Consider the following 14,353-nt stretch of genomic DNA (forward strand, 5'->3'; position numbering starts at 1 on the left):
GGAGAGGGGGAAAGGGAGCCAATCTTCAAGCCTTTCAAACCTGAGTTCGATTCGGAATTTCAGGTCGATTTCGACTCGACAACTCGGTCAGTTCCCTCGCCCCTCTGGGGCGGTCCGACGCTTTGGGAGGGTTAGGGGTGTTTTCCAGCTTCACCACCTATCCCGGCAAAAACTCTTCTCGCAACATCCCCACAAACGCCTCCCGCGCCGGGTGAACCCCGGCGTTTTCATGCCAGTAAAACAGGTTGTCGATCGCCGTCAGCTCGGGGAACTCATACCCCGCGCAACCCGCCCCTTTGGCGTACTGATCAAACACGCCTTTTGGCACCAGCGCGACACCCGCCCCGGCACTGACGCAGCCGACAATCGCCCCGTAACTGGCCAGGCTGACAATCGGCAACGCCTGCCCCTGCCGCAGCAACCAATGCTCCAGCGCCGCCCGGTAGGGACAGCCCTGAGGCCACATGAACACGGTCTTGTCCAGCAAGTCCGCGATGTTTCGTACCGGCCCCAGGGACGTCGAGGCAATCAGCAGCAGCTCCTCGCGGTACATCGGCGTGCGCTTGAGGTGTGAGCGCTCGACATCCACCGCAACGATCGCGCCGTCGAGCCGGTGGTTGAGGGTGTCGTCGAGCAATTGGCCCCAGGCGCCAGTGGTCAGCTCCAGCGCCACCGCCGGGAAACGTTTGTGGAATTTCGCCAGCAGCCGCGGCAATCGACCGGTCGCCGACGACTCGATGGCGCCAATGCGCAACGGCCCGGACGGCTCGGCCGAAGGGTCCACCGCGCGTTTGGCTTCAGCCGTCAGGGCGAGAATTTTCGAGGCATACGCCAGAAAGGTTTGCCCCGCCGGGCTGATTCGCAGCCCTCGGCCTTCGCGCAGAAACAGCGCGACACCCAGCTCCGCTTCCAGAGACTTGATCCGTGCCGTGATGTTCGACGGCACGCAATGCAACATCTCTGCCGCCCGGGCGATGCTGCCGACCTCGGCGACGGTCTTGAACATGCGTATCTGTGCCAGCTCCATACATCACCCAAAGTGAAGAGTTGACGCACTATAAGTCAGTTGTGGAGAACAGTCAGGCTTCTGATACTGGGTGCATCCGCCTATAGGTGCCCGCACATGAAACCACTCACGCCCTCCCCCGGTTCTCCCGTCAAACTCATCCTGGCCATGGCATTTGTGGTCGCCTGCTGGGGTTACTCTCCGACCGGCATTCACATCGGTTTGCAGGCCTATGATCCTGGTCATCTGGCCTTGCTGCGGTTTCTGCTGGCGTCGGCACTCATGGCGGTGGTCGCAGTATTCCGGGGCATCAGCCTGCCGAACAGGCGTGACCTGCCGCTGCTGTTCGCGCTCGGTTTCTTTGCCGTGAGCCTGCACCATGTCGCGCTGAATTTCGGCCAGCAAAGTGTCAGCGCCGGCGCCTCCAGCGTGTTGGCGCAATCGACGCCGTTGTTCAGCACGCTGCTGGCGCGTTTCGTGTTCAAGGACCGGGTTAGCGCGTGGCGCTGGGGCTGCGTTTTTCTGGGATTGATCGGCGTGGTGATTGTGGTGGCCGGGGATCACGGACTGGGGAGCATCGACGCCCATGGTTTGTTGATCCTGCTGGCGGCGGTGTCATGGAGTTTCTACTTTGCCTTGCAGAAGCATCACTCGCGGCGCTACGACGGGCTGATGCTGGTGTGTTACACGGTTTGGTTCGGGACGCTGCTGCTGTTGGTTTATCTCCCGGGGCTGGTGAGCCAGGTCATCACCGCTCCGGTTGAAGTGCAGTTTGCGGTCATCGGGCTGGGCATTTTCCCAAGTGCCCTTGCGTATCTCGCCTGGGCCTATGTGCTGACTCATGTGGATCTGAGCCGTGCAACGATGACGCTGTATCTGATTCCACCGACCGCCATGGCGATTGCCTCTTTTGCGCTGGGCGAGCGGCCGACGTTGATGATCGTTGGGGGCGCACTGGTGGTGCTGGTCAGCGTGTTGGCATTGAATCTGGAGCGCAGGCCGATGGTTCAGGTGGCTAGCGTCTGATGATTGATCTGTGTTGAGGCGCAGAACCTGTGGGAGCGAGCTTGCTCGCGATGGCGGACTGGCAGACAACGTATGTGTTGAATGTAAGACCGCCATCGCGAGCAAGCTCGCTCCCACAGGTTCTGCGCCTTAACTGACTGGCATTGGCCTTGCGCCGGTTGTTTTTATCGCCTGTCATCGGACAGCGGTGTTGGTTCATCTGCCGGAGGCACGTCCTCGGCCGCATCAGGGTCCATCAAGTCTTCAGGTCGATCCGTGTCGGCCTCGGCCGGGTCCCGCGAAGGGTCCATGCCGGGTGGCGCGTCGTGATCCATGCGCGGCTCGTCGGTGCCGGGCATGGGTCGGGTTGGGTCGATATTGGGCGTTCCACCCTGGAACATCGAATCGTTAGCCATGACGCACCTCACTGATGAGGTCCAGCAAATCTGGGCCGTACTCGTTGGAAGCAGGGCCGCGGATGAGGTGCTATCGAGTAGACAAACGGTGGTCAGCCATCGGCCGAAAAACGGTCGCGACTGTTGGTCAGGTGCAGCCACATGGCCGCCCGCGCCGCATCCGGATCCTGGCGTTTGATGGCGTTGAGAATCGCCTCGTGCTCAAGATTGGCCAGTTGCCCGAGCTTGCTCAAGTCCACTGCGCCGCGCTCGGCGGCATTGACGCGGGTGCGCGGGATCATGGCGCTGCCCAGGTGCTGCATGATTTCGGTGAAGCACACGTTGCCGGTGGCTTCGGCGATCAGCAAGTGGAAGCGCTTGTCGGCTTCGACGCAGCTGTCGTTGTTGGCCAGCAGGCTTTGATAGTCGTCCAGCGCTTCGCGCATCTGCACCAATTGATGATCCGTGCGACGGGTTGCAGCGAGTGCGGCGGCCTGGGTTTCCAGGCCCATGCGCAACTCCAGAATGCTGCGCACCCCCAGCGCGGTATCGACGTTCAACCGCAGACCCTGCTCCGGTGCTCGCTCGATAACAAAGGTGCCGATGCCATGGCGGGTTTCCACGAGACCGGACGCCTGCAATTTCGAGATCGCCTCGCGCACCACCGTGCGACTGACGCCGTGCTCCTGAACAATCGTGTTCTCGGATGGCAGCTTGTCGCCGGGCAGCATCTGGCCGAGCAAGATGCTCTGGGTCAGCTTGGCGACCAGGTCATGGGCCAGGTTGTGGGTGCGCTTGCGGGCAGGCGCGTCGAGGTCTTCTTGCATGGCGATCATCCGGAGCAGGGCTACCGGAATCGTAGCACTGCGCTGGACGGGAATCTCAGGAAAACGCCGATCAACTTGTATGACAACACTCAACAAACCGGGCAGACGAGACTCCGCGAAGGTCATCCATTAATGCAAAATTAATAACAAACCCTCCATCAAGCGCCATTTTGTTGGGCGAAGACTCTTGCAGTATGAAAAAACGTAGTTGTATGATGTCTATCAACATCGCAACACCCCGTCACACCCCGCATAAAAATAATCAGTGGGAGATAACGCATTGAATACATCCATATCCGGGATGAACGATGGCGCCGATTCGGTCCTGAAGTCCGCCATCTCGAAAGTGAAACGCCATGTTCTGCCGCTGTTCGTGATCATGTTCATCGTCAACTACATTGACCGCGTGAACATCGGCTTCGTCCGCGCCCACATGGAACATGACCTGGGCATTGGCGCTGCCGCCTACGGCCTCGGCGCCGGGCTGTTCTTCATCGGTTACGCGTTGTTCGAAGTCCCCTCCAACATCCTCCTGCAAAAAGTCGGCGCGCGAATCTGGTTGACCCGCATCATGCTGACCTGGGGCCTGGTCGCCGCTTGCATGGCGTTCATCCAGAACGAAACCCACTTCTACATCCTGCGATTCCTGCTGGGCGTGGCCGAAGCCGGGTTCTTCCCCGGAGTGATTTACTACTTCACCCGCTGGTTGCCTGGCGTTGAACGCGGCAAGGCGATTGCCATCTTCCTCAGCGGTTCGGCGATTGCTTCGCTGATCTCCGGCCCGCTGTCCGGGTTACTGCTGCAAATCAGCGGTTTCGGGATGAACGGCTGGCAATGGATGTACTTCATTGAAGGGATGTTCTCGGTCGGGTTGTGCGTGTTCGTCTGGTTCTGGCTGGACTCCAAACCCCACGACGCCAAATGGCTGAGCCGCGAAGAGCAAGACGCGCTGGTCAAAGCCATCGACGATGAGCAACTGGCCCGCGAAGCCGCGACGCCGATCAAACCGTCGTTGGGCAAGCTGCTCAAGGATCGCCAGATCATCCTGTTTTGCCTGATCTATTTCTTCATCCAATTGACCATCTACGCCGCGACCTTCTGGCTGCCGAGCATCATCAAAAAGATGGGCGACCTGAGCGATATTCAAGTCGGGCTGTTCAACTCGATTCCGTGGTTGCTATCGATCGTCGGCATGTACGCTTTCGCTTCGCTGTCGGCCAAATGGAAACACCAGCAAGCCTGGGTCGCCGCGGCCCTGCTGATCGCAGCAGCCGGGATGTTCATGTCCACCACCGGTGGGCCGATCTTCGCTTTCGTTGCGATCTGCTTTGCTGCGTTGGGTTTCAAATCGGCGTCGTCGCTGTTCTGGCCGATTCCACAGGCCTATCTGGACGCACGGATCGCGGCGGGTGTGATCGCGCTGATCAACTCGGTGGGTAACCTCGGCGGCTTTGTCGCACCGACCACGTTCGGTCTGCTGGAAGAGCGCACCGGTTCGATTCAGGGCGGGCTGTACGGCTTGGCCGCAACCTCGATCATTGCCGCAATCATCGTCTTCGCCGCACGCAATAAACCGAAATCCGCACCTGCCGTTGCATCGGCCAAACCAGCGTCCAACCACGCCTGAACATCTGTTTTGAAGGACATGAAAATGAACACACAAGAAACCGCCAAAGCCCCGATCATCACCAGCATGCAGGTTGTTCCGGTGGCCGGCCACGACGGCATGTTGCTCAACCTGAGCGGCGCTCACGGGCCGTTTTTCACCCGCAACATCGTGATCCTCAAGGACAACGCCGGTCACACCGGCGTCGGTGAAGTACCGGGCGGCGAGCGCATTCGCCAGACCCTCGAAGACGCTCGCTCGTTGGTGGTTGGCAGTCCGATCGGCACCTATCAGAAGATCCTCAATCAAGTGCGCCAGACCTTCGCCGATCGCGATGTCGGCGGTCGCGGGTTACAGACGTTCGATTTGCGCATCACCATCCACGCCGTCACCGGCCTGGAAGCCGCCCTGCTTGATCTCCTGGGTCAGCACCTTGACGTGCCGGTGGCCGCCCTGCTCGGCGAAGGCCAGCAACGCGATGAAGTGAAGATGCTCGGTTATCTGTTTTATGTCGGTGATCGCAACGAAACCGATCTGGCCTACCGCAGCGAACCGGACGCCGACAACGACTGGTTCCGCGTACGTCACGAAAAAGCCATGACCGCCGACGCCGTGGTCCGCCTTGCCGAAGCCGCCCACGCCCGCTACGGTTTCAAGGACTTCAAACTCAAGGGCGGCGTGCTCAGTGGCGATGAAGAAATCGAAGCCGTCACCGCCCTGGCCGAACGCTTCCCCGACGCGCGCATTACCCTTGATCCGAATGGCGCATGGTCACTCAAGGAAGCCATTCGCCTGTGCCGGGATCAGCATCACGTACTGGCTTACGCCGAAGACCCGTGCGGCGCGGAAAACGGTTATTCCGGACGTGAAGTCATGGCTGAATTCCGTCGTGCCACGGGTCTGAAAACCGCCACCAACATGATCGCCACCGACTGGCGGGAAATGGGCCACGCGATCCAGTTGCAATCAGTGGACATTCCGCTGGCCGACCCGCACTTCTGGACGATGCAGGGCTCGGTCCGCGTGGCGCAGATGTGCCATGAGTGGGGCCTGACCTGGGGTTCGCATTCCAACAACCACTTTGATATTTCCCTGGCGATGTTCACCCACGTCGCGGCCGCCGCGCCGGGTGAAATCACCGCCATCGACACCCACTGGATCTGGCAGGACGGCCAGCGCCTGACCCAAGCGCCGCTGCAAATCGTTGGCGGCTGCGTGCAGGTGCCGAAGAAGGCTGGGTTGGGCGTCGAATTGGACATGGATCAGTTGGCCAAGGCTCATGAGTTGTATAAAGGCATGGGACTGGGCGCGCGGGACGACAGCGTGGCCATGCAGTTTCTGATTCCGGGTTGGAAGTTCGATAACAAGCGGCCGTGTCTGATGCGCTGATTCAGCGGTCGCGCCTGACCTGTTAACCATCAGTCCGGCCCGCCTATAGGGGCCGGATTTAAAAAACCGCTCGGAGCGTAGCGGTTAACACTCTAAAATGGCGCGCAATCGAATCAATGACGGACCAAACCAACATGGATAGGCTGAAAACTCTCGCCGTTTGCGTGGCGCTGCTCGCCACCGGCCAATGCGTCGCACAGGATCAAATCGAGACGGTGGTGAATGCCGCCGTACGACCGGTCATGCAAGCCCAGGCCGTTCCCGGAATCGCCGTGGCTGTGACCGTCAACGGAAAGCCGTATTACTTCAACTACGGGGTAGCGTCGAAAGAGAGCGCACAACCCGTCACTGAAAACACCTTGTTCGAAATCGGCTCGGTGAGCAAAACCTTCACCGCCACTCTCGCCGCCTATGCTCAGGCCACCGGCAAACTGTCCCTGTCGGACAAGGCCAGTAGCCTGCTGCCGGAACTGCGTGGCAGTGCGTTCGATAACATCAGCGTGCTGCAACTGGGCACCTACAGCGCAGGCGGCCTGCCGCTGCAATTCCCCGACGATGCCGATGCACCGGACAAGATGCTCGGCTATTTCCAGCAGTGGAAACCGACTTATGCCGCGGGCACCCATCGGCTGTATTCGAACCCGAGCCTGGGGTTGTTCGGTTACCTGGCAGCCAAAAGCATGGGCGCACCGTTTGATGAGGTGATGGAAAAGACGCTGCTGCCGAAACTCGGGCTGAAACACACTTACCTCAAGGTGCCGCAAGCTCAAATGGGGCTTTACGCTCAGGGTTACAACAAGGAAGACAAGCCTGTACGAGTTGGGCCGGGGGCACTGGATTCGGAGGCCTATGGGGTGAAAACCAGCGCCGCAGACCTGATTCGTTATGTTGAAGCGAACATGAAACCGACCCGCCTGGAAGATCCGATGCAACGGGCAATCGCCGCGACGCATACCGGTTACTACAAGGTGGGCGAGATGACTCAGGGGCTGGGTTGGGAGTTCTACCACTATCCGGTCAGCCTCGATAAGTTGCTTGCTGGCAATTCGACGCAGATGACGATGGAGGCTCACGAAGTCCAGTGGCTGACCCCGCCGCAACCTCAACCGGAAAACGTGCTGATCAATAAAACCGGTTCAACGGGCGGCTTCGGTGCTTACGTGGCATACGTGCCGTCGAAAGACATCGGCATCGTGATCCTGGCCAACAAAAACTACCCGAACCCTGAGCGGATCAAGATTGCTCATACGATATTGAGTGCACTGGCCAAGTAGCTGAGAAACACGATTTTTCGTAGCCGCTGTCGAGCTTGCGAGGCTGCGTTCGGCTCGGGCCGCGTTCGGACGCAGCGGTCGTGATCTGGCAAGTGCGGTTTTCCTGAAAGACCGCGGTTGCAGGTTTTACGACGGCTTCGCCGCCGAACGCAGCCCCGCAGGCTCGACAGCTGCTACAGATCTCTAGCGGGCAAACAAAATGGGCGACCCCTTTGAGGTCGCCCATTGTCGTTACTGCGTCAGCTCAATGCCGAGTCGGCGGCTGAGCGTCAGGTGCATCGCTTCTCGGATAAAGATTTTCCCGTGCCTGATTCACCAACAACTCGGTGACCGCCGCCAACTGCTGAATCGACAGCAGCACATCGCGGTTCGAGCCTTCCAGTTTCCCGGCAAAATTCGCAATCAGAACATTCAGGGAGGCAAGGTTTTCGCAGGCCTGATGTAGCAGGGTTAGTGTGTCGACACCAGGAGCAACAGTGAAAATCTGCTGGGTCGTGGCGGTACGCCTGGGGCTCGGGTTGACTGCGCCTTTTGCGGTTTCACACGGCTTCGCGGTATCGAGATGATCGGCGTCGGTCAGGGTTTGCGGTTGATGCTTGCTGAACTTTTTCACAGACGAGGCTCCTTTTTGTGCCATTGGTGTTTTCGTCCCTGGATCCCTCAGTGTCGCGGATTCCCACGTCCGACCGCGATTTCGCGGTGGCTGACGAAGGCTAGCGGTGCGCTCTGACAGAAACCAGTTCATAAAGACCGACAGGACTTGCAGGAAATTTCCGAGACCAATAGAAGCCGATACATCTCCCCCCGGAACCCCCGTTTTTTTTGTAGCAGCTGCCGAGCCTGCGAGGCTGCGTTCGGCTGCGGAGCAGTCGTGAGATCAGACTATGCGGTGCTTCAGGTAGACCGCAGATACAGGTTTTACGACTGCTGCGCAGGCTCGGCAGCTGCTACGTTGGATGTCGATTTCAATGGGGTAACCAGTGGATACCATTACATCGCTGCACAAACCGCGTACGATCGCGCCCTTTTTAACCCACCCCGCCACGCATCCGCCCCTCCAAACCGCTTTTGGCTCAGGGACTATGCTCAATCAGGGCATGAGGGCTGATCGATGAGAGTGCTGTTGGTCGATGATCACGCGGTGGTGCGCATGGCGATCGGGATGATTCTGGCCCGTGAAGGCCATGAGATCGTCGGCGAGTGCGACAACGGCGTGGACGCCCTCAGCAAGGCGTTCGAGCTCAAGCCTGACGCCATCGTGCTCGACCTGGACATTCCGCAGCTCGATGGCATGGCCGTCATCGACCGGTTGCGCATCGGTGGCAGTCCGGCTCGGGTGCTGGTGCATACGGGGCTGAAAAGCCAGGCCTATGCGGCGCAACACTGACTTGTAGCAGCTGGCGCAGCCTGCTCTACAAAAGCTGCGTTTAATCGTCGGGCATTTCAGGCGGCTTGGCGGGCTTCGCCGGTTTGCCTGGTTTTGCGCCCTTGGCGCCCTTCGCCCCTTTGACCGGTTCAGCCGCTTCAACAGGCGCCGCGACCGTCGGCGCTGCGGCTTCTTTCTCGGTCGCTGGCAGGGCGTCGATCGTGTCGAAAATTTTCTTCAAATCGACCGATTTTGATTCATCCCCCGAACTCTCAAACTTCTTCTCGCCATCCTTACCCACCAGGATGACTTTGGGCAACGCCCCCGCACCGAGTTTCAGCGAGCGGATCAGTGCCATCGTGTCCTGTTGGCCGAGATCCTTGCCGTCGAGCTGACCGAACATGTTGAGCACGCTGTACACCCTGATATTGCGCTGGGCGATACCTTCCTTGTTGGCCGGATCGCCCAGCGACTTTTTCAGGCCCACCCAAACCGGGTCAGCGGTGCTGGGAGCAATAACAATCAGTGGCCGGGCCCTGCCCTTGTCCATATCCAGCGGTGAGCCGTCATCGGCAGCGAACAAGGGGCCGGCGAAAGCCAGCAGGGTAGTCAGGGTCAATGACCTGATGAGCATGCGCATCTCCTTTTGATATCCACGCTCTAATGATTGCGCATCGCGGCGTTCGTTCCGGGTGACGCACCGCAATTATGTCTCGCCTTGCCCCAAGCTTAGGTCAGGGCGGTCATTGCGCAACAGCCTGAGCTAATCTCATCGCTGAACACCAACGCCCTGATCCGCCGTGAGGACCGCTGCATGAGCGCTCAGTTGAACCACACCATCGTCTGGTGCCGCAACAAGCAAATATCAGCCAACTATCTGGCAGATATCCTCGACCTGCCCAGCCCCGAAACCTTCGGCCCGATGCTGATCGTAAAGCTCGACAACGGTGTGTCGTTGGACTTCTACGACAATGACCCGCCGATTGCCTCCCAGCACTACGCGTTTTTGATCGGTGACGACGATTTCGATGCGGCCTTCGCCCGCCTGCAAGCCCGACAGCAACCCTGGTGGGCCGACCCCGGCAAACAACGACCGAACGAGATCAACGATTACGGCGGTGGCCGGCGGGTTTATTTCGATGACCCGGACGGGCACCTGCTGGTAATTCTGACTCGGCCCTAAGCCGTGCCCGCCAATCGCTCGCAGTGCTCGAACCAACCTTCGTGGCGGTGCGCAGCTCACTGAGAATCAGCGGCAGGTTTTTGGGGTTGTTTCTGCAACGGGCGGAATCAGAACGCCAGTTTGTACCCGATCAGCACCAGCATCGTGGCCAGGCAAGGACGCAGCACTTCATCGGAGATGCGGCCAGTGAGGTGGCTGCCCAGGTAAATCCCCGGCAGCGAACCGACCAGCAAATAACCCAGCACGTGCCAATCCATGTTGCCCATGCTCGCATGGCCGAGGCCGGCCACCAGGGTCAGCGGTACGGCGTGCGCGATTTCCGTGCCCACCAGGCGGCGAGTAGGCAGCAGCGGATAGAGAATGAACAACGCGACGGTGCCCAGGGCGCCAGCGCCGATGGAGGTCAGGGCAACCATGGTGCCGAGGACCAGGCCAGTGATCACGGTCAGTACATTCAATCGTTTGCCGCTGGGGTTGTAATGACCGCCCGCGCGTTTATGGGCGAAATCGAGCAGGCGTTTCTTGAAGAAAATTGCCAGCGCCGTGGCAAACAGGACAAAGCCCAAGGCCTGCTTGATGACCGCGTTCATCGCCTCGGGCGACGTTTGCAAGGTGCTCAGGAACCACAGCGTCAGCGCCACCGCCGGCACACTGCCAAGGGTCAGCCAACCGGTAATGGCCCAGTCGATGTTCTTGTTCTTTCGGTGAACCAGCACACCACTGGACTTGGTAATCGCCGCGTACAGCAAATCCGTCCCCACTGCGGTGGCCGGATTGACACCGAACCACAACAGAATGGGGGTCATCAACGAACCGCCACCAACCCCAGTCATCCCGACAATAAAGCCGACTACCAGACCTGCTACGACTAAACCGAAATTACCGAATTCCATTAACACGCCCACAAAAAACGCATGAAAAATCTGCCCCGCAGCATAGCGATTTTTCTTATAACCAGTTATATCGATGCGAACTATCGTTATGCCTGAAGTACGCAGCATCTCCTGTGCAGACAGTTCCTTGTGGGAGCGAGCCTGCTCGCGAAGGCGGTTTGGCAGACACTGCAAAGCTGTCGGTCTTGCCTCTTCGCGAGCAGGCTCGCTCCCACAAGGTGGGTTCACTGCACGGGCAGGAAATTCAGGAACAGCAAACTCTGCGCGTAATTCAAGCCGATCCGTCGGTAGCGCTCGTCCAGCATCTGCGTCAGCAGGTCCAGCCGCGCGACGATCTTGCCGAACTCCACGGCAAAACTCAGGTTGCTGCCCTCCTCCGAGATTTCGTTGGAGAACAGCAATGGCTCGCCGTTCTTGTTTTGCCGCTGGCTGAGTATCCAGGTGGCTTTCTCGATGTTGCGGGCAGCGTTGCTGACGAACGTCGGATTGATCGCATCCGTCATGTAGAACTCGATCCGATTGCCCTGGGCGGTGACGAGCATGCTGCCAATGGCATAGATGAAAGCACCGACCCGGTCGCCGAGAAACTCCGGGCTCATGGCATAACTGAGCGCTGCCAGGTCTTTTTTGCCTCCCAGGGTTGGCAGCGGTTGTTGCTGTTCGATGGCCATGCGCACTTGCTTGCCAGCGGTGCGGGCGTCGAGGAAGCCGGATTTTTTCAGCTCGTCCGGGTTGCGCAGGTAAAGCTTGCTCATCAGCAGGTAGAGGCTGTCGAGGTTGTCGCGCATCGTCAGGGTCGCCATGCGATCGACGCTGGTCTGGAGGAATTCCTGGGGTTTGCCTTCGCGGAACTGGCTGACGATGTCGCTGCCCTGCTGCTGGCTGCACCCGGAGGCTGCGAGCATCGACAAGCAGGCCAACAGCAGGCAACGGCGGCGGATTGGCGGGGTGGTGCGGGGTAAAACTCGAGCCATGGGTTATTGAACTTGGGCATGGGCCGGCGGCGGGGATTCGCCGCAGGCTGGCCAAGGATAGAGCCGTGAATCCTGGAAAAGTGCAGTGCCGATGGTCCGTAAGCATTGGCACCCGTTAAGAGGCACTACCGCATTAGTCATACTTTATAATTGCAACAGTCTATACATAAGCTATAAATCCTTCCTTGATCGCATTAAAACTCGATTATTAGTATTACTACTTAGCCTAAAACAACAAGAAGGAAGGTCAACCATGCTTCAATCCCGACACCCACTCTGCGCCCTTGGACTGTCCCTGATGATCGCCACCCTCTCCGCCCAGGCCGCCGGCCTGTCCAGCGAACACAAGGCCTTCGGCAAAACCAATGACGGCACGCCCGTCGAGCAATACATCTTGCGCAACAGCCATGGCCTGACTGCCACGGTCATTACTTACGGCGGCATTTTGCAGTCGCTGAAAGTGCCGGACAAAAACGGCATGTTGGACGATGTGGTGCTCGGTTTCGATAACGTGCAGGGCTATCAGAGCGGCACGGCGTATTTCGGTGCGACCATTGGGCGCTTCGGCAATCGCCTGGCCAACGGTGCTTTCGAACTGGACGGCAAGCGCTATCAGGTACCGCTCAACGACGGTTCCAATTCGCTGCACGGCGGCCCACAGGGTTTTGACAAAGACGTCTGGAAAGCCCAACCGAGCAACGGCAAGGATTCGGTCGGCGTGACCCTGACGTACCTGTCGGCGGACGGTGAAATGGGCTTCCCCGGCAACCTGAAAACCGAGGTCACCTACAGCCTCAATGAGCAAAACGAGTTGCGCATCGACTACAAAGCTTCCACCGACAAAGCCACGGTGTTGAACCTGACCAATCACAGCTATTTCAACCTCGCCGGCGCCGGTAACGGTGATGTGCTGAAACAGTTTGCCACCCTGCACGCCAGCCATTACACGCCGGTCACCGGCAAATTGATCCCGACCGGCGAACTGGCCCCGGTGGCAGGCACACCGATGGACTTCACCCAACCGACCGCCATTGGCAAAAACATCAAAGCCGATCACCCACAGTTGAAATTTGCCGAACCGAAACAGGGTGGCTTCGATTTCAACTGGGTGCTGAACGCCATGGGTGATGTGGGTCAACTCGCCGCCGAGGTCAGCGATCCGCAATCCGGTCGTCGATTGCAGCTCTATACCACCGAGCCCGGTGTGCAGTTCTATACCAGCAACTTCCTCGACGGTTCGGTCAAGGGCAAGGCTGGCAAGGTCTATCCGCACTGGGGCGCGTTCACGCTGGAGACTCAGCACTATCCGGATTCACCGAATCAGCCGACCTTTCCGTCCACGCGCCTGGACCCGGGCAAGACCTATACCCAGAGCACGGTGATGAAGTTTTCTGCCCAATAAAAAAGAGCAAAAGATCTAAAGATCGCAGCCTTCGGCAGCTCCTACCGAGCCAGGGTCCACCCGCAATATCACGGATGGACGGGGCCGGTGTAGGAGCTGCCGAAGGCTGCGATCTTTTGATTTGGCGGCGGAACCCTCGGGCTATTCTGTTGCCAACCGTTGAGTACTTATCGATTCAAAATATGGAGGTTTGAATGCGGACCCTCGAACTGGCCGGTGTCAACGTACCGGTCATCGGTCAAGGCACTTGGCGCATGGGAGAAGACCGTTCCCGGCACACCCAGGAAGTGGCGGCATTGCGCCTGGGCATCGAATTGGGCATGACCCTCATCGACACCGCTGAAATGTACGGCGAGGGCGGCGCTGAGGAAGTGGTCGGTGAAGCCATCGCCGGCAGACGTGACGAAGTGTTTCTGGTCAGCAAGGTTTACCCGCACAACGCCAGCCGCAAAGGCATCCCCCAGGCGTGCGAACGCAGTCTGCGGAGGCTGGATACCGATTACATCGATCTCTACCTGCTGCACTGGCGCGGCCAGTACCCCCTTGAAGAAACAGTCGAAGCCTTCGAACACCTGCGCGAAGAAGGCAAGATCGGTCGCTGGGGCGTCTCCAATTTTGATGTCGACGACCTGGAAGAACTGGCCTCACCGGCCTGTGCCACCAATCAGGTGCTCTACAACCTGGAAGAACGCGGCATCGAGTTTGATCTGTTGCCCTGGAGCCACCAGCATCAAATGCCGGTCATGGCCTACTGTCCGATCGGTCAGGGTGGGCCTATGCTGAACCATACAACGCTCAAGCAAATAGCCGCCCGTCACCGTGTGACGCCGGCCCAGGTAGCGCTGGCATGGATGCTGCGTAAGGAAGGTGTGATCGCCATCCCCAAAGCGGTCCGACCCGAGCACGTGCAACTCAACGCGCAAGCCGCGCAATTGCAATTGGAGGCTGGGGATCTGGAGGCGCTGGACCAGGCGTTTCGCGCGCCACAACGCAAACAGCGGTTGGCCATGGTCTGAGCCATCGCAGTCTGTCA

General features: G+C 59.1%; 15 protein-coding genes. 8 read left to right on the forward strand and 7 right to left on the reverse strand.

The window, feature by feature from the left end; all coding sequences use genetic code 11:
* Positions 1-157 precede the first annotated feature (157 nt).
* Positions 158-1,027 (reverse strand): LysR substrate-binding domain-containing protein, encoded by an 870-nt coding sequence (locus tag EAH74_RS18335; RefSeq protein WP_140680209.1) that lies wholly within the window; start codon positions 1,025-1,027, stop codon positions 158-160.
* A gap of 96 nt (positions 1,028-1,123) precedes the next feature.
* Here EAH74_RS18335 and EAH74_RS18340 point away from each other — a divergent pair, with 96 nt between their 5' ends.
* Positions 1,124-2,032 carry a DMT family transporter gene (locus EAH74_RS18340; protein ID WP_140680210.1) on the forward strand — a complete coding sequence of 303 codons (909 nt, stop codon included), beginning with the start codon at positions 1,124-1,126 and terminating at the stop codon, positions 2,030-2,032.
* Between the two features lie 164 nt (positions 2,033-2,196).
* Here the strand turns inward: EAH74_RS18340 and EAH74_RS18345 are convergent, their stop codons facing one another.
* Positions 2,197-2,427 carry a hypothetical protein gene (locus EAH74_RS18345; protein ID WP_140680211.1) on the reverse strand — a complete coding sequence of 77 codons (231 nt, stop codon included), beginning with the start codon at positions 2,425-2,427 and terminating at the stop codon, positions 2,197-2,199.
* Positions 2,428-2,519: 92 nt separating this feature from the next.
* On the reverse strand, positions 2,520-3,233 hold the full coding sequence (locus EAH74_RS18350) for a FadR/GntR family transcriptional regulator (protein ID WP_123366140.1): 714 nt from the start codon (positions 3,231-3,233) through the stop codon (positions 2,520-2,522).
* 280 nt (positions 3,234-3,513) lie between these two features.
* Here EAH74_RS18350 and EAH74_RS18355 point away from each other — a divergent pair, with 280 nt between their 5' ends.
* From EAH74_RS18355 to ampC, 3 genes are all read left to right on the forward strand, one after another.
* Positions 3,514-4,860, forward strand: a complete 1,347-nt coding sequence (locus EAH74_RS18355; protein ID WP_140680212.1) for an MFS transporter — start codon at positions 3,514-3,516, stop codon at positions 4,858-4,860.
* A 24-nt stretch (positions 4,861-4,884) separates the two neighbouring features.
* Positions 4,885-6,228, forward strand: coding sequence for a glucarate dehydratase (gene gudD, locus EAH74_RS18360; RefSeq protein ID WP_140680213.1), 1,344 nt, complete (start codon positions 4,885-4,887; stop codon positions 6,226-6,228).
* 116 nt (positions 6,229-6,344) lie between these two features.
* Positions 6,345-7,502, forward strand: coding sequence for a class C beta-lactamase (gene ampC, locus EAH74_RS18365; RefSeq protein WP_430539785.1), 1,158 nt, complete (start codon positions 6,345-6,347; stop codon positions 7,500-7,502).
* Between the two features lie 244 nt (positions 7,503-7,746).
* Here the strand turns inward: ampC and EAH74_RS18375 are convergent, their stop codons facing one another.
* Positions 7,747-8,115, reverse strand: a complete 369-nt coding sequence (locus tag EAH74_RS18375) for a DUF6124 family protein (RefSeq protein ID WP_140680215.1) — start codon at positions 8,113-8,115, stop codon at positions 7,747-7,749.
* Positions 8,116-8,613: 498 nt separating this feature from the next.
* Between EAH74_RS18375 and EAH74_RS18380 the strand changes: the two genes are divergently transcribed.
* Positions 8,614-8,889, forward strand: a complete 276-nt coding sequence (locus EAH74_RS18380) for a response regulator (RefSeq protein WP_240050529.1) — start codon at positions 8,614-8,616, stop codon at positions 8,887-8,889.
* A gap of 40 nt (positions 8,890-8,929) precedes the next feature.
* Here EAH74_RS18380 and EAH74_RS18385 read toward each other — a convergent pair whose 3' ends face one another.
* Positions 8,930-9,502, reverse strand: a complete 573-nt coding sequence (locus EAH74_RS18385; RefSeq protein ID WP_140680216.1) for a DUF4174 domain-containing protein — start codon at positions 9,500-9,502, stop codon at positions 8,930-8,932.
* Positions 9,503-9,682: 180 nt separating this feature from the next.
* Between EAH74_RS18385 and EAH74_RS18390 the strand changes: the two genes are divergently transcribed.
* Positions 9,683-10,051: a VOC family protein gene (locus EAH74_RS18390; protein ID WP_140680218.1), complete on the forward strand. Its 369-nt coding sequence runs from the start codon at positions 9,683-9,685 to the stop codon at positions 10,049-10,051.
* A 107-nt stretch (positions 10,052-10,158) separates the two neighbouring features.
* On the opposite strand, the gene EAH74_RS18395 is transcribed toward EAH74_RS18390, so the two are convergent.
* Together EAH74_RS18395 and EAH74_RS18400 are read right to left on the reverse strand one after the other, a co-directional pair.
* Entirely contained in the window at positions 10,159-10,944 is a 786-nt protein-coding gene (locus EAH74_RS18395) for a sulfite exporter TauE/SafE family protein (protein WP_140680219.1), read from the reverse strand.
* Between the two features lie 224 nt (positions 10,945-11,168).
* Positions 11,169-11,918 carry a hypothetical protein gene (locus tag EAH74_RS18400; RefSeq protein WP_140680220.1) on the reverse strand — a complete coding sequence of 250 codons (750 nt, stop codon included), beginning with the start codon at positions 11,916-11,918 and terminating at the stop codon, positions 11,169-11,171.
* 253 nt (positions 11,919-12,171) lie between these two features.
* Between EAH74_RS18400 and EAH74_RS18405 the strand changes: the two genes are divergently transcribed.
* Both EAH74_RS18405 and EAH74_RS18410 read left to right on the forward strand, forming a co-directional pair.
* Positions 12,172-13,320 (forward strand): aldose epimerase family protein, encoded by a 1,149-nt coding sequence (locus EAH74_RS18405; RefSeq protein ID WP_140680221.1) that lies wholly within the window; start codon positions 12,172-12,174, stop codon positions 13,318-13,320.
* A 194-nt stretch (positions 13,321-13,514) separates the two neighbouring features.
* Positions 13,515-14,336: an aldo/keto reductase gene (locus EAH74_RS18410; protein WP_140680222.1), complete on the forward strand. Its 822-nt coding sequence runs from the start codon at positions 13,515-13,517 to the stop codon at positions 14,334-14,336.
* Positions 14,337-14,353 lie beyond the last annotated feature (17 nt).

The organism is Pseudomonas mandelii (genome assembly GCF_006438925.1).
Lineage (GTDB): Bacteria > Pseudomonadota > Gammaproteobacteria > Pseudomonadales > Pseudomonadaceae > Aquipseudomonas > Aquipseudomonas mandelii_C.